Below are 22,528 nucleotides of genomic sequence, written 5' to 3' on the forward strand. Positions count from 1 at the left end.
CTGCGCGTCGACACCGTCGGCAGCGGGCCGCCGCTGGTGTTGCTGCATGGCTGGGCGATGCATGGCGGTCTGTTCGCATCGCTGGTGGACGCGATGCGCGCGCATCGCACGTTGCATGTCGTCGACCTGCCGGGCCACGGCCACAACCGCGACTGCGGCGTGCCGCTGACGCTCGCCGCCTGCGCCGAAGCGGTGCTCGACGTCGTGCCGGATGCGCCTTGGTGTGGCTGGTCGCTGGGCGGACTGATCGCGCTGCACGCCGCATCGAAATATCCAGAACGCATCCCGGCATTGGCGATGTTGTGCGCCACCCCGAAATTCGTGGTTGCGGACGATTGGCCGAACGGAATGCCGGCCGATGTGTTCCGGGGATTCGCCGAGGGCTTGCGCAGCGACTGGCGCACCACGGTGGATCGCTTCATCGCGCTGGAAGCGTTCGGCTCCGACCACATGCGCGAGGAACTGCGCATGCTGCGCGATGCGGTGCTGGCGCATGGCGAGCCATCGCCGCGGGTGCTGGCGGAAGGCCTGCAGGTGCTCGAAGACAGCGACCTGCGTGGCGTGTTGCCTGGATTGCGCGTGCCCAGCCTGTGGATCGGCGGGCGTCGCGACAAGCTTGTGAGTCCGCAGGCGATGCGCGACGCCGCAAGCATCGCGCCGGATTCGCGCTACGTGCAGGTCGAACATGCGGGGCATGCGCCGTTCCTGACCCATGCGGCGGAAGTCGCCGATGTGCTGTTCGATTTCCTTGCGGAGCAGGGCGCATGAGCGCACCGCTCTTCGACGCGAAACAGGTGCGCCGCGCGTTCTCGCGCTCGGCGGCCAGCTACGACGCCGCGGCGCAGCTGCAGCACGCGGTGGAAGCCCGTCTGCTGGAATCGCTGGACTATCTCGACGATCCCGCGTTGCAGCGCGAACCGCCGCAACGCGTGCTCGACCTCGGCTGCGGCACCGGCCGCGCCAGCATCGCGATGCAGAAGCGTTGGCCGAAGGCGCAGATCGTGTCGCTCGACCTCGCCCTGCCGATGTTGCGGCAGGCGCGCGGCACCTCGGTGCGCTCGATGGGCTGGCTGTCGAACCCTTTCGCTCGCAAACCCGCACAGGTCTGTGCAGATGCGCGTGCATTGCCGCTGGCGGAGGCGTCGGTGGACGTGCTGTTCTCCAACCTGTGCGTGCAGTGGGTCGAGGATCTCGATGCACTGTTCGCCGGCTTCCGTCGCGTGCTGAAGCCGAATGGCCTGTTGCTGGTGTCCACGTTCGGGCCGGAGACCCTGTGGGAGTTGCGCGATGCCTTCGCCCATGCCGATGCGGCGCCGCACGTCAGCCCGTTCGCCGACATCGCCGGCTTCGGCGATGCACTGGTGCGTGCCGGCTTCCGCCAGCCGGTGCTGGACCGCGAGGAAGAGACCACGCATTACCCGGACTTGCCCGCACTGATGCGCGAACTGCGCGCGATCGGCGCAACGAATGCATTGGCCTCGCGCCGGCACACGTTGACCGGGCGCTCGCGCTTCGCCACGGCGGCAAATGCCTACGAAACGCATCGTGATGCGCAGGGATTGCCGGCGACGTGGGAAACCATCACCGCGATGGCCTGGGCACCGGAGGCCGGGACCCCGTTGCGCGAGGGCGATGTCGACGTGGCCTCGATCCCGTTGTCGCGCATCCCGATCCGGCGGCGCGGATGACCCCGCAACGCCGTGCGCTGCTGGCGATCGCGCTGTCGCTGCTGTCGGCGCTGTTCTTCACCGCGACCTACGTGTTCAATCGCGCCGCGGCCGTGGAGGGCGGGCATTGGGCATGGACCGCGGCGCTGCGCTACCTGTTCATGCTGCCGCTGCTGTTGCCGTTGATGGCGTGGCAGGGCGGCGTCGCGCCGGTGGCAAGGGCGATCCGCGCCGCACCCGGGGCATGGCTGCTGTGGAGCGGGATCGGTTTCGTGCTGTTCTACATGCTGCTGAGCTACGCCGCGGCCAGCGGGCCGTCGTGGTTGGTCGCCGCGAGTTTCCAGACCACGGTGGTCGCCGGGATGTTGTGCGCACCACTGCTGTACGACGACGCACGTGCGCGCATTCCGCGTGCGGCATTGGGTGTCGGCGTGCTGATCATCGCCGGCGTGTTGCTGATGCAGTTCGGCCATGCACGCGGCACGCTGGACACCAAGGGCTGGATCGCGCTGCTGTGCGTGGTCGCCAGCGCGTTCGCGTATCCGCTCGGCAACCGCGGGTTGCTGCTGCACCTGGAGCGCCGCGGCATCGAACTCAACGCGACCCAGCGCGTGTTCGGCCTGACCCTGGCCAGCCAGCCGGCATGGCTGGCCCTGGCAGCTTGGGCGTGGCTGCAGGCGGGACCGCCTTCGGCATCGCAGCTCTGGCTGGCGCTCGGCGTGGCGGTCAGTGCCGGCGTGATTGCCACGATCCTGTTCTTCCAGGCCACCGGCATGGTCCGCGACAACGCGACCGCACTCGGCGCGGCGGAGGCGATGCAGGCCGCCGAAGTCCTCTTCGCGATGCTGCTGGGCGTGGCCTTCCTCGGCGAAGCCTGGCCGCGCGGACAGGCGCTGGTCGGCGCTGCGCTGGTGGTGGCCGGCATCGTCCTGTTCGCCTGGATCGTCGCACGCGATGCGCGGCGCGGTGCGCGCGAGGCCGAGGCGTTGCAGACCGATCGCGGAAGCTAGCAAACTCGAAAGGCAGCTCTGCGTTTGATCGTCATCCCTGCGAAGGCAGGACAAGCGCGCAGCGCGCAGAACGGCCGAAGGCCGGCCCCGAAGGGGCGAGCGAAGCGAGTAATCCAGTGTCTTGGGTCTTGAACCTCAACGCACTTGGGCGAGCCAGTCTTCCAGGTTGTAGTAGTTGGTGACGCGCGCGATCAGGCCAGCGCCGCTTTTGTCGAACTTGATGTCGAAGAACGCACCGCCCGGCAGCACGTACCGTTGCCCGTTCGCGGCCGGCAGGCCGTCATCCGCGACCAGGTATTCGCCGTGCACCACGTATTCGGCAGCGGCGCGTGCACCATCGGGCGAGGCCATCACCACCACGTCGCGCAACTGTTCGCGATAGCAGCGTTCCATCCGCTGCTGGAACGCGGCGAACGCGGGTTTGCCGGTTTCGCGCGGGCCCTGGTTGAGGTCGTGGAGGACATCCTCGGCCAGCAGGGCCTGCATGCCGGCCCAGTCGCCGCGATTGAAGGCGGCGTAATAGGCCAGCACGAGTTCGGTGGCGCGATCATGCGCGCGGGTGCCGTCGATCTTCATGGCTGCGCTTCCTTGGCGAACAAGGCGGGCAGGGCATCGAGGTCGATGTTGCCGCCGGACAGGATGATGCCGACGCGGCGTCCCTCGAACAATGCGCGGTTCGCCAGCATCGCCGCCAGCGCAGTGGCGGACGAGGGCTCGACCAGTTGCTTGGTGCGCGTCCACAGCAATCGCATCGCGGTGACGACCTGCGCATCGTCGATGGTCAACACCTGCGCATCGGCGGTGCGCAGGATCTCGAAGTTGATCGCGCCGAGGGTGCCGCGCAGGCCGTCGCAGATGGTGTCCGGAATGAAGTCGTGGTCGAGTCGGCCCTTCGCGAATGAGCGCGCGCCATCGGCGGCGCCGACGGGTTCCGCGAGATAGAGCTTGCAGGCGGGTGCGAGCGCGTGCATCGCCAGCGCGGTGCCCGCGGCCAGGCCGCCGCCGCCAAGTGGAACGACCAGTGCATCGAGATCCGGATGCGCGGTCAGCAGTTCGAGTGCGGCCGTGCCCTGGCCGGCGATGACCCGCGGGTCGGTGTAGGGATGCACCGAGGCCGCGCCGGTCTCGGCCTGCACCTGCGCGCACATCGACTCGCGCGCGGCGATGGTCGGCGCGCAGTGATGCAGGATGGCGCCGTAATGTTCGATCGCGGCCAGCTTGGCGCGCACCGCGCCTGCGGGCACCACCACGTGGCAGGGAATGCCGCGCAACCTCGCCGCCAGGGCCAATGCCGCGCCATGGTTGCCCGACGAATGCGTGACCACGCCGCGCGCGGCGGTGGCGTCGTCGAGCGACCACACTGCGTTGCAGGCACCGCGGAACTTGAACGCGCCGACGCGTTGCAGGTGTTCGCCCTTGAAGGCAAGCGAGGCGCCGGTCGACGCGTCGAGCGCGCGCGAATGCAAGACCGGGGTGACGTGCGCATGCGGGGCGATGCGCGCGGCCGCGGCCAGCACATCGTCGAAGGTGGGGCGGGTCGGGGTTTCGTGCATGCGTGGATGCTAGCGCAGGCAGTCGTCGCTGAATGGTTCAGCGGTCGACATCGTCACGCGGCGAAATTAAGCACGGATTCAATCCGCCGGCAGGAAGCTGCGGAGGTTCACAAGGGGGACCGCCATGATCCGCAAACTCCTGTTTCCCGCCCTGGCCATCGCCACGCTCGCCGGGTGCGCCACCGGCTACAGCTACCGCGGCGGCAACGGCGATTACTACTACGGCCAACCGAGCGTCGATTACCGCTACTACGGCGGATACAGCTTCGGTTACGGCGGGTTTGGGGGCTTCGGTCGTGGCTACTACCTCGATATCTTCGGCCGTCCGGTGTACGGCTATCCATACGGATACTACGGAGGGCGGTATCCGGGCTACCCGTACTGGCATGGCCCGCGACCGCGACCGCCGCATGGTCCCGGTCACGGTGGCGGCCATGACGGCGACCACGACGGCCCGCCGCAGCACGGCGGTCATCGCCTCGGCAACAAGCCGCCCTGGCGCGACATCGGCCGCTTCCCCGAGCGTGGCGAAGACGAGCAGGTGCGTCCACGCCGGCTCGGCCAACCGGAGGCGCGGCCGACGGTGCAACGTCCGCCTCCGCGCGCGCGTCCGGCAGCACCGGTGATCCGCGAGCGCAGCGAGCCGCGCCCGGCGGGGACGGTGCGCGGTGGTGGCTCGGGCGAGCGGGCAAGGATGCGGAACATCCCTCCGTCGGCCAGCGAGTGACGAACGCCAAAGCGTGACACCGCGCACAGCCTGAACCGCAAATGGTCGTAAGGTTGACGAACCGCGTCACTCTGCGACCCGATCACGCTACTCTAGTCACCGCCGGCGACCTGTGGGACCACCCGGATCCCCCCTGTTCCGTCTGTCTTGCAGGCGCCGGCACTTCTTCCGCAGGCTGTGTTGCGCCTGATCCCCGACGGAAAAAAGTGAGGGCCGGATGTCCCCCGACATCCGGCCCCCGTAGCGTCCCCGTCGTGCGCAGGAACCGGCCCCTGTTCAGTCCGGTTCATCGCGTTTCGGCGTACCACGCCGGGTGCTGAAGGGGTAAATGCAGGAACCGTGCCAAGTCGTTCGTGTCGGCCAGTGCAGCGTCCTCGCAGGCGCGGGCCTAGAATTCCCTCGCAATGAACAACGCCTTCTACAGTTTCGACGTCATCGTGATCGGCGGCGGCCATGCCGGCACCGAAGCCGCACTCGCGTCCGCGCGCGCCGGCGCGCGCACGCTGCTGCTCAGCCACAACATCGAGACCGTGGGCGCGATGAGCTGCAACCCGGCGATCGGCGGCATCGGCAAGGGCCACCTGGTCAAGGAGATCGACGCGCTCGGCGGGGTCATGGCCAAGGCCGCGGATGCCGCCGGCATCCAGTGGCGCACCCTGAATGCATCGAAGGGCCCCGCCGTACGGGCGACGCGTTGCCAGGCGGATCGTGCGCTGTATCGCAGCTACATCCGCCACGTGGTGGAGCACCAAGCCAACCTCACGGTGTTCCAGGCCGCCGTCGACGATCTCGTCATCGAGGGCGATGCCGTGCGTGGCGCGATCACCAATACCGGCCTGCGCTTCGATGCGCCTGCGGTGGTGCTCACGGCCGGCACCTTCCTGGCCGGCAAGATCCATATCGGCGAGACGCAGTACGCCGCGGGTCGCATGGGCGATCCGCCGGCGACCACGCTGGCCGCCAGGCTGCGCGAGCGTCCGTTCGCCATCGACCGGCTCAAGACCGGCACCCCGCCGCGCATCGACGGACGCACGCTGGACTATTCGAAGATGGTCGAGCAGCCGGGTGACGATCCGCGTCCGGTGATGTCGTTCATGGGCAGCATCGCCGACCATCCGGGACAGGTCAGCTGCTGGATCACCCACACCACCGAGCGCACCCACCAGTTGATCCGCGATGCCCTGCATCGCAGCCCGCTGTATTCGGGGCAGATCGAAGGCGTGGGCCCGCGTTATTGCCCGAGCATCGAGGACAAGGTGGTGCGCTTCGCCGAGAAGGCCAGCCACCAGATCTTCGTCGAGCCGGAAGGCCTCACCGTCACCGAGATCTATCCGAACGGGATCAGCACCTCGCTGCCGTTCGACGTGCAACTGGACCTGGTGCGTTCGATCACCGGCTTCGAACACGCACATATCACCCGCCCGGGTTATGCGATCGAGTACGACTACTTCGATCCGCGCGGCTTGAAGAGCTCGCTGGAAACGAAGGCGGTCGCCGGGCTGTTCTTCGCCGGGCAGATCAACGGCACCACCGGCTACGAGGAAGCCGCGGCGCAGGGCCTGCTGGCCGGCGTTAATGCGGCGCGCTTCGTGCAGGAGAAGGAGGCGTGGAGTCCGCGTCGCGACGAGGCGTATCTCGGCGTGCTGGTCGACGACCTGATCACCCAGGGCACCAGCGAGCCGTACCGCATGTTCACCAGCCGCGCCGAATACCGGCTGCAGCTGCGCGAGGACAATGCCGATGCGCGGCTCACGCCGACCGGGCGTGCGCTGGAGCTGGTCGATAACGCGCGCTGGGAAACATTCTCGCGCAAGCGCGATGCGGTCCTCGCCGAGACCGCGCGCCTCGGTGGCGTCTGGGCCGCGCCGAACAATGCACTGGGCGCATCGCTGGCCAGCAGCATCGGCATCGAGGTCACGCGTGAATGCAATGCGCTCGACCTGCTGCGCCGTCCGGAGCTGGATTACGCCACGTTGATGCAGGTGCCGGGACTCGCACCGGGCGTGGACGATGCCAAGGTCGCGGAACAGGTCGAGATCGAGACCAAGTACGCCGGCTACCTCGGTCGCCAGCGCGACGAGATCGCGCGCCAGCAGCGCAACGAAACCACCGCGATCCCGGATGACTTCGACTACCCGCAGGTGCATGGCCTGTCGGCCGAAGCCCTGCAGAAACTGCAGCGCGTGCGCCCGCAGACCGTGGGGCAGGCGCAGCGCATCCCGGGGATGACGCCGGCGGCGATCTCGCTGCTGCTGGTGCACCTGGAGCGGGCGCGGCGCGAACGCGCGGCCTGAGCCTTCATGGCCGTCACGCCCGCGCAGGCGGGCACGACGAGCAAGCACCGCGCACGCGCGGCGTGACGCAGCCCGGTAGGGGGGGGGGCAGGCTCCCGTGCCTGCCCTTTCGCAGGGTGGACAGGCACAGCGGGCAGGCACGGGGGCCTGCCCCTACAGCACGGGCGTATCCTTTGCGCATGGACATGCTGATCAAATCGCGCATTGCGATCGCCCTCGTCGTCACCATCGCCACGCTCGCGTCCTGCAAGCGCGATGACGCGGCACCTGCGGTCGCGAAACCTGCCAATGGCGATTACGTCGTGCAGGACTGGGTGCTGCCGGCGCAGCCCGGGTCGATGGCGCCGGACCTGCGCGTCGCACCGGATGGCCGAGTGCTGATCAGCTGGCTGAATCGCCAGCAGGGCCGCCGCAAAGTGCTGCAGTTCGCCTCGTATACCGAGGCCGGCGGCTGGCAGAGCCTGCCGCGCACGATCGCGGTGGGCCAGTCGCTGGTCGCCAACTGGGCCGATACGCCGCACTTGCTGGCCACTGCGGATGGTGCGTTGTGGGTGCAATGGCTGCAGGCGAATGCAGCCAGTCCGTCTGCCTATGACGTGGCGCTGGCGCGATCGCGCGACGGCGGCATGACCTGGACGCAGATCACCCGGGTCAACAATGACCAGACCGAAAGCGAACACGGCTTCGCCGCGCTGTGGCCGCGCGGTGCGAATGCGATCGGCATCGCCTGGCTGGATGGACGCGAGCAGCACATGTCGCCTGGCGCCGAACAGAAGGAAGGCACGCATCACGCCGGTGCGATGCAGTTGCGTGCAAACGCCTTCGATATGGATCTGGAGCGTGGTGCCGATACCGTGGTCGATGCGCGTACCTGCGATTGCTGCCAGACCGACGTCGCGATCACCGACCGTGGCCCGTTGCTCGCATGGCGCGATCGCAGCGACGACAACGTCCGCGACATCGTGGTCGCGCGCGTGCAGGACGACGGCGCATGGACCAAGCCGATCCCGGTGCACGCGGATGGCTGGAAGGTCGAGGCCTGCCCGGTCAACGGCCCGGCCATCGCCGCCCGCGGCAACGAGGCGGTGGTCGCGTGGTACAGCGAGTCGGGCGGCACGCCAGCGGTGCGCATCGCCCGCAGCACGAATGCCGGCGATGCGTTCGCGCCGCCGGTGCAGGTCGACACGGGCGCCGTGGTGCGCGGCCAGGTGGACGTGGCGATCGACGAACAGCAGGCATGGGTGGCATGGCTGCGCGAGGACACCAAAGGCCAGTCGCTGATGCTGGCGCGCTACGCGCCGGACCTGTCGAAGCGGCTGCAGTTGATCGAAGTGGCGAAGCTCGGCGCGCGTGGCCATGCCAGCGGTACGCCGCGGCTGGCGGTGGATGCCGGCGGTGCGTGGCTGGCGTGGACCGATGTCGTCGATGGCGCGGCCGACCTGCAGGGTGCCCGCATCGCCCGTTGATTCCGTCGATGCGCGCGCTGCCTACACGCCCAGCGTGCGCGCCATCGCCTCGAACTTGGCCCGGTTCATGTGCTGCGGCAGGAAGTGCTGGCGCAGGATCGGCAGCGCCTGTGCCAGCAGCGTGCGGGCCTCGGCATTCTTGCCGCTGGCGATGAGGTCCTGGGCCAGTTCGGCGCGCGCCACCGCGATGTCCAATGGAACCTTGGTCGCCAGGATGCGCGCCAGCACGTTGCGGCGGATGCGTTCGCTGCCGTCCCTGTCGCCGCGCAGCAAGCGGAACCAGGCCTCGCTGCGCAGGAATTCGATGAACACCGGATGCGTCTCCGGCACGAACTTCAACGCACGCGTGCGGGTTTCCGCCAGCAGGGGCTCGCCGTGTTCGACGTCCTTCATCATCGTGGCCGCACGCATCAGGTTCCACACGGTGTCGAAGTACTCGACCGAGTCTTCGCCATCGAGCGCACGCGCCCGTTCGCGCAGGCGTAGCAGGCGCTCGCGTCCCTCCGCCGCGCGTCCCGCATTGATCAACGCGAGCGCGTACCACTTCTCCGAACGGCGGCGCTCGATGTGGTCGGCATCGATCTTCGCTGCCTCGAAGATCGCCAGGCTGCGTTCGTGCGCGGCCAGCGCCTTCGGGTAGTCGCCCCAGTCGCGGTAGAGATAGCCGATGTTGTACCAGGTGATCGCCTGGTTGATCGGCGTGGCGCCTGCCGCCCTGAACAGCGCTGCGGCGTGTTCGTGCAGTTGCAACGCTTCGGACAGGCGCCCCGGTTGTGTCTGCAACTGCGCGCCGAGGGTGGAATAAAACTCCGCCATCTGCGCGCCGCCCGGGCCGGTGGTCTTTTCCTGGATGGCGATGGCCTGGCGCAGCAGGGCCTCGGCTTGCGCCGTGGAGATCAGGCCGACCGCGTTGCCGTTCGCCGACTTCATCCACAGCAGGTTGGCGCGCGCCGGCGACAGGGTGGGCAGTTTCGCCCGATCCGCCTTCGCCAGGCCCTGCCCGGCGACTTCGAAGCCGCGCTTGTATTCGCCGCAATTGAACAGCAGGCGCGCGTAGAGCGCATGCGCATCCGCCGTTTCCGCAGGACGGGGCGTCGGCATGCGCGTGCTGCTGGCCAGCGCTTGCTTCCACTGCGCATCGCCTTGCTTGCAGTCGGCCAGGCTGCCATGGGCAATGGCGAGTTGCCGTTGGCCGAGGAAGCGCTGGTGCAGGTCATCCGGGGCGAAGCGTCGCCGCAAGGCGACTGCTTGCTGCGCCTTGGCCAGGCTGTCCTTGCCGCGCTCCAGTGCGGCCAGCACCGACGATTGTCCGTCGAGGTCGGCGGCGATCGCGATCGCTTCATCGCGGTTGGCGGGAGTCGCACCCGCGAGGCCGGCGTCGAACATGCGCGCGGCGGTTTCCGATTCGCCCAAGCCGGCATACAGATGCCCGAGCAGGCGCTGGATCGATTGTCGCGTTTGCGGTGCCAGCGCCCGCTGCTCGAGTTGCGTGCGCGCCTTGTCCAGCAACTGGCGCACGCTGACTTCGGTGCTCATCGCCTGGCCGGGCGCGGCCGCGGCGAGGGTGTCGGTGAGGAAGCCCAGCGTCGCCCGCGCGCTGTCGCTTTCGCGCTGCGCAATACGCGCCTGCTCGCGCGCCTCGCGCGCCTGCCACAGCGCCACGCCGGTGCCGGCCAGCAAGGCGATGCCGACGGCGGCGATGGAGGCGGCCAGCGCGCGGTTGCGCCGCAGCCACAACTGCAGGCGAGCGCCGCGCGACAGCGGCACCGCGGCGATCGGGCGATCGTCGAGCCAGGCCTTGAGGTCGTTGGCCAGCGCATCCGCGGAGGCATAGCGGTCGTCCGGGTCGCGGCGCAGGCAGGCCTGCACGATCTCCGCAAGGTTGCCGCGCAGCGCGCGAGACAACGCTCCCGGGCTCATGCCGCCACGCAGCGCGGCCTGTTCCGCGCTGGCCTGTGCGGCGGAGCGGGTCAGCGGTTCGGGGTCGCGTTCGAGCTGCTGCAGCTGCTTCGCCACCGGCGTGTCGCGGGTCAGGCCGAACGGGTGCGAGCCGGACAGCAGCCGATGCAGCACCACGCCGAGTTGCCAGAGGTCGGTGGCGGTGGTGATCGGCGCGTCGTGCAACTGTTCCGGCGAGGCGTACTCGAAGGTCAGCGCGCGATCGTGGGTCGCGGTGACGTCGCTGCCTTCGAGTTGCTTGGCGATGCCGAAGTCGAGCAACTTGACCCGGCCCTCGCGGTCGACGAGCAGGTTGGATGGCTTGAGGTCGCGATGCACCACCAGGTTGCGATGCGCGTAGCGCACGGCATCGAGCACCTGCAGGAAAAGCACCACGCGCTCGCGCAGGCCGAGGCCGCGCGCGTCGCACCAGCGGTCGATGGGCTCCCCGTCGACGCGTTCCATCACGAAGTAGGGTTCACCGTCGGCGCTGATGCCGCCATCCAGCAGGGTGGCGATGTTCGGATGCTGCAGCCCGGCCAGGATCTGCCGCTCGCGCAGGAAGCGTTCGCGCGCCGCGGGCGAATCGGCGCTGGCGCGGATCAGCTTGAGCGCGGCCTGTTGCGCGTACGCACCGTCGCTGCGTTCGACCGCATGCACCGCGCCCATGCCGCCGCGGCCGATGGTGCCGACGATCTTCCATGCCCCGATCGCGCGACCGACCGCGTCATCGCCATCGGCGTGCTCGCCGGCCAGCGCGCTGCCCCAGGCCGCGGCATCGCCATCGAAGGGCTCCGTGGCATGCGCATCGGCATCCAGCAAGGCCTGCGCGCGCGCGCGCAGGTCGGCATCGCCGGCGCACATCGTGTCGAGCGCCTGCGCGCGCTCGGCATCATCGAGTTCGACGACCGCATCGAAGATCGCCAATGCACGGCGTTTCCGCTCGAGCTCGCTCACGCCGACATCTCGGCGAGCAGGAAGGCGCGCGCCTTGCGCCAGTCGCGGCGCAGGGTGCGGTCGCTGATGCCGAGCATCCCGGCGATCTCGATTTCCGAATAGCCGCCGAAGTAGCGCAGCTCCACGATCTGCGCGGCGCGCTCATCCACGGCATGCAGCGAGGCGAGCAGTTCGTCCAGCGCCAGCACTTCGATCGCAGCCGCTTCGCCATTGCCGAGCGCGGAGGTGAGGGTCAACGCGTCCTGGCCACCGCCGCGCTTGTCGGCCTTGCGCGCACGCGCGTCGTCCACCAGCACCTGGCGCATCGCCCGCGCGGACAGTGCGAGCAGGTGATTGCGATCGACCGCGGTGAGTTGCGCGCCGCCGGCGAGCTTCAGGTAAGCCTCGTGGACCAGCGCGGTGGTCTCGAAGGCATCGCGCATGCGCCGCAGCTGCGCGCGCGCGGCGCGCTTGAGTTCGTCGTACAACGCGGAATACGCCGCGCCCAGCGCCTGCGCATCGCCCGCGCGTGCGCGCGCCAGCAACTGGGTCACGGGTGCGTCGGAGGCATCGGGAACCATCGGGCTGTCCGGGCGAACGATTCGCGTCGGAGTTTCGCACAGGCGAATCCGCACGCGCTCAGCGCAGTCGCTGCAACTCCGCCAGCTCCGGCAGCCATGCCGCCTTTTCCGAGAGGATGGCGATGGCGGCATCGAGTTCCTTGCGGGCTTCCACACGCTGTCCGCTGGCAAGCAGGGCGCGGCCCTGGTGGAGCAGGTTGGTGGTCAATTCGCCGCGTGCGTTGGACAACGCGTCGACTGTCCCGCACTGCCGCGCAAGCGAGAGTCTCGGTATCTTGCCAATATGCATTTGTCTGGACGCCGACAACGCGCCGGTGACCGTGGCGACGTTGCGCCGCGAGCTGCGCAAGGCGCTGAAGCCGGCGGCCTGAATCGTCGGGTCAGCGTTCCTTGCGGTAATTCACCGAGGCGCGGTTCTCCACCGTGCTGGATTCGATCTGGATGTCGAAGCCCTTGCGCAGCAGGTACTTCAGCATCACCACCTGGCCGGTGCCGAGCAGGGACACGCCGTAGCCGACGTACAACTTCGGCGACAGGTACTTGCCCACGGTCAGCACATCGGAGCCGAGCGCGCGCGATTCGGTCACGCCGGCATCGTCCAGGCCGATGCGTGCACCAAACTCCGCGGCCAGCAGGCCGGTACCGGCATTCAGCGCGGCCTTGCTGGCGCTGAGCTGGCTGGCCTCGGCGCCGGTGAGGTTGTTGAGCGGACGGCCCAGGGTGAGGTAGGCGAGCGCTTCGGACTCGCTCATCGCCGGATTGGAGTACACCGCGACCTGCGGCGCGGACGCATACCCATCGACCTTGATGCCGGCGGTGACGCTGCCGATCTCGCGTTCGGCGCGCACGATCAGGCGCGGGTTGGCGACGTCGGCATTCGCCCACAGCAGCGTGCCTCGGGTGATCTTCAGGTTCTGGCCGTAGGCGCGGTAGCGACCCTCGACTTCCAGGGTGCCGGTGGCGCGCATGTCGCGGCCGGGTTGCTGCTGCACGCGCAGGCTGCCGCCGAGCGTGCCGGCCAGGCCATACCCGTCGATCTTCACCGCATCGCCCATCGCCAGGGTGAGGTCGAGTTGCAGCGACAGCGGCGCTGACGCGGTCTTCGGGTCGACCGGATCCAGCACCACGACGTCCGGTGACGCACTCACGCCCATGTCGAGGCGATCCAGGTGGATGTCGGCCTCGGGCACGGTCACCGTGCCGCTGACCTGCAGCGGCGTGCCAGCGCGATAGCGCACCACCAAATCGGGTGTGGCGATCGCGCGCAGCTGGCGGGTGTCGGCCAGCAGCACGTTGCTGCCACGGATGTTGAGCAGCAACGGGGTGTCCTGGCTGCGCCAGTCGAGCTCGCCGTCGACGTTCAAGGTGCCTTCGCCGGACCGCACGCTGCCGGCGATGCGTGCGCTGCCATCGGCCTGCGCCTCAATGCGGATGTCGCCGTCCTGCAGGGCGATGCCGAGCGACGGCAGTTCGGTGGCGAACTGCTGCAGGCGTGCGTTGCCGCCGATCAGCGGCGCGGCGCGGGTGCCGGAGAGGCGCAGGTCGGCATCCAGCCGGCCGGTCGGCTCGACGATGTCCGGCGACAGCAATTCCATCCAGGTCAGTTCGTCGGTGTTGATCTTCAGCACGCCGTCGAGCGGCGCGTACGCGTCCCAGCCGGTGGCGATGCGCGCCTCGATGCGGCCGTCGTCGTCGAACACCGCGCCCAGCGTGGCGTTGATGCGTTGCGGGTCGAACTGCGCATCCAGCACCAGGTCGCGATAGCTGACCAGGTCGCGGCGCGCCCGCGCGCGATTGCGCACGCCGCCCGCGGTCGAGGTCACCTTCGCGGTGCCGCGCCAAGTGTTGCCGACGGGACGCAGTTGCGCGGCCAGGTCGAGGTCGCCGTGCAGTGCCCACGGGCGACCATCGCTGCGTTCCGGCAGGTAGGGCACGGCCAATGCCAGCGGGAGCTTGTCGCCCTGCAGGTCCAGCCCGCGACGCGGCCAGTCCGCATTGGCGCAGAGGTCGCCGCCATCGGTCGAGCGCAGGCAGGCCTGAGACAACGTGCCGTTGCGGCCATCCCACGCCCAGCGCGTCGGCTGCTGCAACGTCCAGCGCGCGCCGAGCTGCGGCGCGAACTGCAGCGCTGCCAGCGTGCCCTGCCAGCGCGTGCCCTGTTTGTTCGCATCGCCCTGCACCGCAAGGGTGCCGATCTCGCCCTGCGCATCGGCCTCGAACTGCAGCCGTTCCACCGCGCCGCGCAGGTTGGCCTGCAGACCGGTCAACGGGAGTCCGGCATCCACGCCGCGTGCGTCGATCGCCAGCGCGCCGTTGCCCTTGTTCCATGGCAGGCGGCCCTTTGCCCGGATGGAATCGGCGCGGTAGTCGCCGAAGGCGATGCCGCTGCCATCCAGGTCGATGTCGATGTCCGGTGCGTTGCGCGCGCCACGCAATTGGAGCGTGCCGCGCAACACGCCCTTGCCGTCGGGCAGCAGGTCGTCGAGGTGCAGCGGCGCCAGGTTGGCATCGACCTGCATCGTGCTGGCGATGCTGCCCTTCGCATCGATGCGGCTGTTGCCCAGCCCGATCGCCACGTCCCCGCGGTAAGCATCGCCATCGATGTCGACGGTGGCACGGCCGGAGAGAGCGCGCTTGCGCAGCTGGCCGCCGAGCTTGCCGGCATCGACATGCGCGAGCAGGCCCTTGCCGGCATCACGCAATTCGCCGGTGCTGGCGAGCCTGCCGTTGATCGCACCCGGCCAGTCGGGCGCGAAGTAACCGGGATCGAAGCCGGCCAGGGTGGCGTCAGCCTGCCATTTGACGAGCGGCGACCACGCCACGTTGCCGACCGCATCCAGCCGGCCCTGCGGCATCGTCGCGCGCAACGCGTCCACGCGCATGCCATCGCGATTGCCGGTGCCGGTCACGTCCACGGTCGCGCGTTCGTTGCCGCGTTGCAGCCGCGCCTGGCCCTTCAATGCCCAGGCCTGCGGCTTGCCGGCGACACCGAAATCGGCATCGCCACCGATCGCGGTCTTGCCGTCCTCGCTGGTCCACCGCAGGCCGCGTGCGTTGACCGCGAACTTCAGCGAGGCATCGTTCGGATCCTGCAGGTCGGCGATGCCATTCGCTGTGATGCGACCGTCGAAGAGGTCGACCACCAGCGGCTGCAGTTGCAGCTTGCGTTCGACCAGGCTCAGCTTCGACGGCTGGACAGTGGCGATGAAGTCGCCTTGCTTGAAGGTGCCGCGCAGGTCGGCGTTGCCGCCGGTGCCGCTCGCATCGAGCTCCAGCGCCATCGGTTCGCCGGATTCGGCGCCGGTGAGCAGGCCGATGTCGAGCGCTTCGCTCTTTGCGCGCACCTGCCAGCGCGGCGCGTCCTTGGTCCCTCCTGAGCTTGTCGAAGGATCGCCGCGCAACGTGAGCGTCACTTGCGTGGGCGCAGGCAATCGGCCGGCCACGGCCACGTCCATCCGCGACAGGTCGCCCTTTGCCACCAGGCCCAGCCGCGGCGCGGTGCGTCCGGCCTGCGCGGGCAGCACCGCGGTGCCGATCAGGTCGCTGCGGTAATCCTCGCGCGGCACGTAGTCGCCGTGCAGGGTGAACCGGCCGCGGTCGCTGTCCATGCGCAGGCGCTCGACGTGAAGCCGGCCGGAGGCCGCATGCAGGCCGGCGCGCGCGCTGCGGATGGCGATCAGCGGCTCGCCTTCCTGGACCACGGTGAAGTCGTCGATGCGGATCGTGTCCGCCTGCAATGCCAGCGGCGGCTCGATCTGCGGCAGCACGTCCGGCCAGGTCGGCAGTTCGAAGGGTTCGTCGCTGTGCGGCAGGTCGAGCCTGGCGCCGGTGACGTCAAGCGCATCCAGCCGCAGGGTGCGACCGAGCAACGGTCGCAATGCCGGATCCAGGGTGACGACATCGGCATCGAAGACGATGCGCCCCATCGCGCAACTCGCCTGCGGCGTTGGCACGCAGTCGGGATCGCGCTGGCGCGGCATCGAGAAATGCACGCCACGCAGCGTCATCGGCCCCGATGCCGGCCCTTCCGCCTGCTCCCAGGTGAGCTCGCTGCCGGCCGGCAGACGCGCCACGATCTGCCGCAGCAGCAGGTCGCGGCCGCCGATGGTCATCAGCAGCCAATACGCCAGCGCGGCCACGCCCACCGCGATCGCCAGCGTGCCGATGCCGCTGCGCAGCGCCACCTTGCGCCGGCGCTTGCCGCGCAGCGTGCGCAGTTCGGCGATGCGCGCCTCGCGCTGTTCCTTGCTGGCATCGGCCGGCAGCGGATCCAGCCCGTAACGGCGGTAGCGCTGGTAGCGCGTGCGCAGGCTCACAGGTCGGCACCGATGTTGAGGCCGATGGTGAACGGCGAATCCGGCGACTTCAGTCCGCGGGCGATGTCGATGCGCACCGGTCCCACCGGCGAGCGCCAGCGGATGCCGAAGCCGATGCCGGTATGCATGTCGGGCTTCTTGCCGTCGAACGCGCTGCCGCTGTCGATGAACACCGCGGCACCCCACGGACCCTTGAAGTAGCGTTCGTACTCCACGCTGGCGGTGAAGACGTTGGCCGCACCGGTGAAATAGAAGCCGTTGTCGGTTTCGACCTTCGGGCCGATCTCGTGCCAGCCGTAGCCGCGCACGCTGCGGTCGCCGCCGGCGTAGTAGCGCAGGCTGGGCGGCAGGTTGAGGATCTGGTCGGTGAAGGTGTGGCCGGCTTCGCCGCGCACGATCAGCCGGCTGTCGGCATCGAAACCGCGGAACCACTGCACGCTGGCATGCAATTGCGCGAAGGTCGCATCGCCATCCGCGCCGCCCTTGCCGCCCCGCATCGCGAGCGTGCCGCCCGCGCCGCGCCGTGGCGCAAGGCGGTCGTCGACATCGATGTACTCGGCGCGCAGCGCGGGGAACCAGAAACTGGCGTAGGTGTAGTCGATCGGGGCCAGCGCACCGCCGCCATCGTCGGCGATGTTGTAGGCCCAGCGCTCGCGCAGCACGTGCATCGACGCGACCAGGTTGAGCTGGTTGTTGAACTGCCCGCTGCGGCTGCCGACCAGTTCCAGTCGGCGGCTGTTGACGTAATCGGTCTGCTCGTCGACGGCCTGCAGGCTGGCGGTGTACCAGCCATCCAGCCAGGCGAAGGCCGGCACGCGGTACTGCAACGTTGCGGTCTTGCGCTTGTTGGCGTAGTCGATGTGGGCCAGCGCCTTGTGGCCGCGGGTGTTGAGATAGCGGCGTTCCACCCCGCCGCTGATGCCGGCACCGCTCAGCGTGCCGTAGCTCAGGCCGGCGTTGTAGATGCTGCGCGGGGCCGGGGTCAGGTTGACCTCGATGGGAACGACCTTGTCCTTTGCGTCCTCCGGCTTGGGACTGACTTCGACCAGCCCGAAATAGTCCAGCGCGATCAGCGAGCGGCGCAGGCGTTCGACCTTGGCCTCGTCATAGGGCTCGCCCTCGTCCCAGTTGACCAGCTTGTCCAGCAGCGAGTCGCGGATGATCGCCCTGGGTTCCTGCTTGAACGTGGTCGCACCGAGCAGGAAGCGCCCGCCGCTGGTCCAGCGCAGGTCGATATCGGCGGCGAAGTCGGCGCGCGTCACCTCGACCCGGTGGGCAGCCAGGTCGGCATCGAAATAGCCGTGGCGCAGCAACGCGCCGGCCACGCTGCGTTTGCTCGCCTCGTACTGCTGGTGGTCGAGCACCTCGCCCTGGCGCGGCACGAATGCGGCCACCGCCTCGGTCACGGTCCTGTCGTCGCGCGCCGCGCCCTCCACGCCGACCCGGTATTCGCGCACGCGCACCGGCTGGCCCAGGTCGATTTCGATGACCACATCCAGCGTGCGCCCGTTGTTGCGGCCATTGCCGTTGCGGGCCGGGTTGCGTGGTGTCGTCGTCGCGTCGCTGCGGTCGTCATCGTCGTTGTCGTCGACCGCGGGTGTGGTCGATGCCGTGTCCGTGGCGGTGTCGGCGACCGCATCGACATCGGCCGTGGTGGTGTCCGCGGCGTTGTTCGTTGCGTCGCGGTTCGCGTTGCCGTTGCCGGCGCCCACCGGGCGCTCGCGGTCGCTGCGGCGGATCACGATGGTCGGCGAGTAATACCCGAATGGTTCCAGCGCCTCGCGGGTTTCGGCCTCGGCCTGGCGCAGCAGGTAGTTGAGCCGGCGCGCGCTGAGGTCCTTGTCCAGCTCGTCGCTGAGCGACAACGCGGTGCGCACGTTGTCCTCCATCGCCTCGTCCGCCAGTCCCTTGACCTCGACCTTGGTGACTTTGGCGGCCATCGCCGGCGACATGGCCAGGCAACAGGCAAGGGCGAGGAGCAGGCGCGTGGGGGATGGCGTCATCGGCGCAGGATACCGATGCGGCGTCAAAGGTGGATTAATCCGGCGGGCAAGGAGGCCTTTGTGGGACTAAGTGCCTCGCGCCCAGGCGCGTCAGACCGAGGCTTCTGTGGGAGGGGCTTCAGCCCCGACGGAGAAAAGCATCGGGGCTGAAGCCCCTCCCACAAGAGCAGACGCTGGCACCTCGACCCTCTGCCGCCGAGCGGGCGACAAGCATCAGGTCGACAGATGCTCGATCGCGGCCACGCTGCCCAGGCGGTCCGCCAGCCGCTTCAGCAGGGCCAGGCGGTTGTTGCGGATGGCAGCGTCTTCCACGTTCACCATCACGTTGTCGAAGAATGCGTCGACCTGCGGGCGCAGCCGCGCCAAGTGCGCCAGCGCGTCCACGTAGTCGCCGTGCGCCAGCGCGTGGCCGGTTTCGCCGTAGACCGCTTCCACCGCTTCGGCCAATGCCAGTTCGGCGGGCTCGGACAGCAGGGTGTGGTCTTCGATGTTGGGGATCTCGCCCTCGACCTTCTTGAGGATATTGCCGATGCGCTTGTTGGCGGCGGCGAGCGCGGCGGCCTCCGGCAATTGCGCGAAGGTGCCGATGGCGTCGATACGGCGGTCGAAGTCGTACAGCGACTTCGGCTTGAGCTCGGCGACGGCGTTGAAGTGCGAGGTGGGCACGCCCTTGTCGGAGTAGTAGCCGCGCAGGCGGTCGAGGATGAAGTCGTAGATTTCTTGGTAACGAAGATCGGGAACAAGTTTGCCGCGAGCAGAACCCGTCAAGACAGGGCCGGGTGCCTTCTTTGCAGCCTCACGTTTAATTCGTTCGCCAACCTCGAACATGGAATCCTCTACTCGATCAATTTGAGCTTGAAGTAGCGAAACCAGATTGAGGTCAAACCCACTCTCGATGATCGTCCGCGCCAGTCCCAGCGCATTGCGCCGCAGCGCGAACGGATCCTTGTTGCCGGTCGGCTTCAGGCCGGCGGCGAACCCGCCCGCCAGTGTGTCCAGGCGCTCGGCGATGGCCAGCACCTTGCCCGTGCCGGACAGCGCAATGTCGTCGCCGGCGAAGCGCGGCTGGTAGGCCTCGTCGATGGCCAGCGAGACCTCGGACGGTTCGCCCGCGCGCTGCGCGTAGTAACGGCCGGCGATGCCCTGCAGTTCCGGGAACTCGTTGACCATGCGGCTCTGCAGATCGTTCTTCGCCAGTTCGGCGGCGCGACGCGCCAGGGCGGGTTCCACACCGACCTGCGACGCGATCGCTTCGGCGAGTGCGGCGACGCGTGCGACCTTGTCGGCCACGCTGCCCAGCTTGGCCTGGTAGGTGACGGTCTTCAGGCCGTCGCCCATCGCATCGAGGCCCTGCTTCAGGTCCTCGTCGAAGAAGAACTTGGCATCGGCGAAACGCGGGCGGATCACCCGCTCGTAGCCCTTGCGGATCTCCGACGCGTCCTTGGATTCGATGTTGGCGATGCCGATGAAGTGCTCGGTCAGCGTGCCGCCGGCATCCAGCACCGGGAAGAATTTCTGGTTGGTCTCCATGGTCGCGACCAGCGCTTCCTGCGGCACCTGCAGGAAGTCGCGCTCGAACGCGCAGGTCACCGCCACCGGCCATTCGTTGAGGCAGTTCACCTGCGCCAGGTTGTCGGCGTCGACGCGCGCATTGCCGTTGAGTACGCGCGCGGCGGTTTCCACTTCCTCGATGATGCGTGCGCGGCGTTCGTCGGGATCGACCAGCACCTGCGCGCCACGCAGGGTCTCGACGTAATCGAGCGGCCGGGCGATGGTCACGTTGCCGTCGTGATGGAAGCGATGGCCGCGGGTCTCGCGGCCGGCGCGGATGCCGAGCGTCTCGACATTCGCCACGTCATCGCCCAGCAATGCGACCAGCCAGTGCAGCGGCCGTGCGAAGCCGTAGGCATGCGCGCCCCAGCGCATCGGCTTGGGGATCGGCATGCCGGCCATCGCTTCGTCCAGCACCGCCTGCAGCAGGTCCAGCGTGCGTGCGCCCGGCGTGGTCGCGCGGTGCACGAAGCGCTCGCCCTTGGCGTCGGATGTCTTCTGCAACTGCGTCCACGCGACGCCGGCCTTGGCGGCGAAGCCCTGCAGCGCCTTGGTCGGCTGGCCGTCGGCATCCAGCGCGATGTTGAGATATGGGCCCAGCACTTCCGAGGTCTGCTCGGGCTGTTCGGTGGCCACGCCCGGCAGCAGCACCGCCAACCGGCGCGGCGAATACAGCGGTTTCGCGTCGCCGCGCTCGACCGCCACGCCGCGCTTGTCCAGCGCGGCCAGCACGCCGTCGAACAGCGATTGGGCCAGCCCGGGCAGGGCCTTGACCGGCAATTCTTCGGTGCCGAGTTCGATGAGCAGGGGATGTATCGGCGAAGCGGTCATGCAGAGGCCTTGGAAGTCGGAACGGGTGCGTCGAACGGGATGTAGTGCTGGCGGAACACCGGAAGCGCCTCGCTGCGGTCGACATGCGCACGCAACGCAGGCCACGGCGACAGGTCCAGCGGCAGCGATTCGCGCAGGTGGGTGGCGTAGCAGGCCACCGCGATGTCGGCATGGCTCATCGCCTCGCCGACCAACCAGTCGTGGCCGGCGCGTGCGGCGCAGGCCCTGTCGATTTCGTGGAGCGCACCCTCGACCTGGGTGCGGCAACGCGACAGCCAGGCTTCGCTGTGCATCTCGACCGGCCGGAAGACGCGTTCCAGCACGATCAGCACCGCCTTGTCGATCGCGCCGGTGGCCAGCGCGATCAACCGCTGCGCGTCGCGGCGGGCGATGCCGGTCGTCGGCATCAACGCGCGTTCGCGGCCGACCACGTCGTCCAGGTAGTCCAGCATCATCGCGGACTCGGTCAGCACTTCGCCGTCGTCGAGTACCAGCGTGGGCGCGCGGCCCAGCGGGTTGTACTGGCGGATGCGGTCGAAGTCGCGGCCGACCGACCAGGCGCGATGCTCGAACGGCATGCCGTACAACGCCATGGCGATCGCCACGCGGCGCGTGTACGAGCTGTCGTACATGCCGATCAGGATCATGCGGCCTCGGCCTGCGGCATCTGCTTCAGGCCCGGGAAGCCGAGCTTCTCGCGCTGGGCGAAGTAGGCCTCGGCGACCGCCTGCGAGAGCTTGCGCACGCGCAGGATGTAGCGCTGGCGTTCGGTCACGCTGATCGCACGGCGCGCATCCAGCAGGTTGAAGCTGTGGCTGGCCTTGGTCACCTGCTCGTACGCGGGCAGCGGCAGGCCGGCCTCGACCAGCTTGAACGCTTCCGCTTCGTACGCATCGAAGCGCTTGAACAGTTCCTCGACGTTCGCGTGTTCGAAGTTGTACGCGCTCTGCTCGACTTCGTTCTGGTGGTAGACATCGCCGTAGGTCACCGGCGCACCGTCCGGCCCGTAGGTCCAGATGAGGTCGTACACGTTGTCGCAGTTCTGCAGGTACATGCACAGGCGCTCGAGCCCGTAGGTGATCTCGCCGAGCACCGGCCGGCATTCCAGGCCACCGGCCTGCTGGAAGTAGGTGAACTGGGTGACTTCCATCCCGTTCAACCACACCTCCCAGCCGAGGCCCCAGGCACCGAGGGTGGGCGACTCCCAGTTGTCCTCGACCAGCCGCAGGTCGTGCACCAGCGGGTCGATGCCGAGTGCCTTCAGCGAATCGAAGTACAGTTCGACGATGTTGTCCGGCGAGGGCTTCATCGCCACCTGGTACTGGTAGTAGCGCTGCAGGCGATTGGGGTTCTCGCCGTAGCGGCCGTCGGTCGGCCGGCGCGAGGGCTGCACGTAGGCCGCATTCCACGGCTCCGGGCCCAGCGCGCGCAGGAAGGTCGCCGGATGGAAGGTGCCCGCGCCGACTTCCAGGTCCAGCGGCTGGATCAGCACGCACCCTTGTTCCGCCCAGTAGGTGTTGAGGCGCTGGATGAGTTGCTGGAACGTAATGCTTGTCGGGAGCGGCGCGGCGGGGGTGGGCATGCTGCGAGGGCCGAACGTGTTCAGGCATGCCAGTCTAAAGTATCGATCACCGCGATTGACCGCGTTGCCCGTG

Annotated in this window: 16 protein-coding genes; 6 read left to right on the forward strand and 10 right to left on the reverse strand. The window is 68.7% G+C overall.

The annotated features are described in order from the left end of the window. Genes bioH through ACE3T8_RS10165 form a run of 3 tightly spaced genes read left to right on the forward strand, consistent with a single transcriptional unit; the run spans position 1 to position 2,677 of the window. On the forward strand, positions 1 to 768 hold the full coding sequence (bioH, locus tag ACE3T8_RS10155; RefSeq protein WP_374609096.1) for a pimeloyl-ACP methyl ester esterase BioH: 768 nt from the start codon (positions 1 to 3) through the stop codon (positions 766 to 768). Then, positions 765 to 1,688: a malonyl-ACP O-methyltransferase BioC gene (gene bioC, locus ACE3T8_RS10160; protein ID WP_374609055.1), complete on the forward strand. Its 924-nt coding sequence runs from the start codon at positions 765 to 767 to the stop codon at positions 1,686 to 1,688. The genes bioH and bioC overlap by 4 nt, the downstream gene beginning before the upstream one ends. Next, positions 1,685 to 2,677, forward strand: coding sequence for a multidrug resistance efflux transporter family protein (locus tag ACE3T8_RS10165; RefSeq protein ID WP_374609057.1), 993 nt, complete (start codon positions 1,685 to 1,687; stop codon positions 2,675 to 2,677). Before bioC ends, ACE3T8_RS10165 begins: the two co-directional genes overlap by 4 nt. A gap of 135 nt (positions 2,678 to 2,812) precedes the next feature. Here the strand turns inward: ACE3T8_RS10165 and ACE3T8_RS10170 are convergent, their stop codons facing one another. Together ACE3T8_RS10170 and ACE3T8_RS10175 are read right to left on the reverse strand one after the other, a co-directional pair. Then, entirely contained in the window at positions 2,813 to 3,253 is a 441-nt protein-coding gene (locus tag ACE3T8_RS10170; protein ID WP_374609059.1) for a ketosteroid isomerase-related protein, read from the reverse strand. Further along, positions 3,250 to 4,230, reverse strand: coding sequence for a pyridoxal-phosphate dependent enzyme (locus ACE3T8_RS10175; RefSeq protein WP_374609061.1), 981 nt, complete (start codon positions 4,228 to 4,230; stop codon positions 3,250 to 3,252). Before ACE3T8_RS10175 ends, ACE3T8_RS10170 begins: the two co-directional genes overlap by 4 nt. A 124-nt stretch (positions 4,231 to 4,354) precedes the next feature. On the opposite strand from ACE3T8_RS10175, the gene ACE3T8_RS10180 reads away from it, so the two are divergent. The 3 genes from ACE3T8_RS10180 to ACE3T8_RS10190 all read left to right on the forward strand — a co-directional run bounded on the left by ACE3T8_RS10180 (position 4,355) and on the right by ACE3T8_RS10190 (position 8,717). Then, positions 4,355 to 4,957, forward strand: a complete 603-nt coding sequence (locus ACE3T8_RS10180; RefSeq protein ID WP_374609063.1) for a hypothetical protein — start codon at positions 4,355 to 4,357, stop codon at positions 4,955 to 4,957. Positions 4,958 to 5,361: 404 nt separating this feature from the next. Further along, the gene (gene mnmG / locus ACE3T8_RS10185) at positions 5,362 to 7,251 is read left to right on the forward strand and encodes a tRNA uridine-5-carboxymethylaminomethyl(34) synthesis enzyme MnmG (protein ID WP_374609065.1); all 1,890 of its coding nucleotides are present in this window, start codon (positions 5,362 to 5,364) and stop codon (positions 7,249 to 7,251) included. 179 nt (positions 7,252 to 7,430) lie between these two features. After that, positions 7,431 to 8,717 carry a sialidase family protein gene (locus tag ACE3T8_RS10190; RefSeq protein ID WP_374609067.1) on the forward strand — a complete coding sequence of 429 codons (1,287 nt, stop codon included), beginning with the start codon at positions 7,431 to 7,433 and terminating at the stop codon, positions 8,715 to 8,717. A 21-nt stretch (positions 8,718 to 8,738) separates the two neighbouring features. On the opposite strand, the gene ACE3T8_RS10195 is transcribed toward ACE3T8_RS10190, so the two are convergent. The 8 genes from ACE3T8_RS10195 to glyQ all read right to left on the reverse strand — a co-directional run bounded on the left by ACE3T8_RS10195 (position 8,739) and on the right by glyQ (position 22,455). Then, positions 8,739 to 11,612, reverse strand: a complete 2,874-nt coding sequence (locus ACE3T8_RS10195) for a protein kinase (RefSeq protein WP_374609069.1) — start codon at positions 11,610 to 11,612, stop codon at positions 8,739 to 8,741. Continuing rightward, a complete protein-coding gene (locus ACE3T8_RS10200; protein WP_374609071.1) occupies positions 11,609 to 12,172 on the reverse strand; it encodes an ECF-type sigma factor in 564 nt (187 codons plus the stop codon). Before ACE3T8_RS10200 ends, ACE3T8_RS10195 begins: the two co-directional genes overlap by 4 nt. A 58-nt stretch (positions 12,173 to 12,230) precedes the next feature. Then, on the reverse strand, positions 12,231 to 12,401 hold the full coding sequence (locus ACE3T8_RS10205) for a hypothetical protein (RefSeq protein WP_374609073.1): 171 nt from the start codon (positions 12,399 to 12,401) through the stop codon (positions 12,231 to 12,233). Positions 12,402 to 12,552: 151 nt separating this feature from the next. Next, complete coding sequence (locus ACE3T8_RS10210; protein ID WP_374609075.1) at positions 12,553 to 16,488, reverse strand: translocation/assembly module TamB domain-containing protein; 3,936 nt, start codon at positions 16,486 to 16,488, stop codon at positions 12,553 to 12,555. After that, entirely contained in the window at positions 16,485 to 18,491 is a 2,007-nt protein-coding gene (locus ACE3T8_RS10215) for an autotransporter assembly complex family protein (protein ID WP_374609077.1), read from the reverse strand. Before ACE3T8_RS10215 ends, ACE3T8_RS10210 begins: the two co-directional genes overlap by 4 nt. Positions 18,492 to 18,704: 213 nt before the next feature. Beyond that, positions 18,705 to 20,873: a glycine--tRNA ligase subunit beta gene (gene glyS / locus ACE3T8_RS10220; RefSeq protein ID WP_374609079.1), complete on the reverse strand. Its 2,169-nt coding sequence runs from the start codon at positions 20,871 to 20,873 to the stop codon at positions 18,705 to 18,707. Continuing rightward, positions 20,870 to 21,520: a glutathione S-transferase family protein gene (locus ACE3T8_RS10225; RefSeq protein WP_374609081.1), complete on the reverse strand. Its 651-nt coding sequence runs from the start codon at positions 21,518 to 21,520 to the stop codon at positions 20,870 to 20,872. The genes glyS and ACE3T8_RS10225 overlap by 4 nt, the downstream gene beginning before the upstream one ends. Beyond that, the gene (gene glyQ / locus ACE3T8_RS10230; RefSeq protein ID WP_374609083.1) at positions 21,517 to 22,455 is read right to left on the reverse strand and encodes a glycine--tRNA ligase subunit alpha; all 939 of its coding nucleotides are present in this window, start codon (positions 22,453 to 22,455) and stop codon (positions 21,517 to 21,519) included. The genes ACE3T8_RS10225 and glyQ overlap by 4 nt, the downstream gene beginning before the upstream one ends. Positions 22,456 to 22,528 lie beyond the last annotated feature (73 nt).

Origin of the sequence: Thermomonas sp., assembly GCF_041919455.1 — a bacterium.
In the GTDB taxonomy this organism is placed as follows: domain Bacteria; phylum Pseudomonadota; class Gammaproteobacteria; order Xanthomonadales; family Xanthomonadaceae; genus Thermomonas.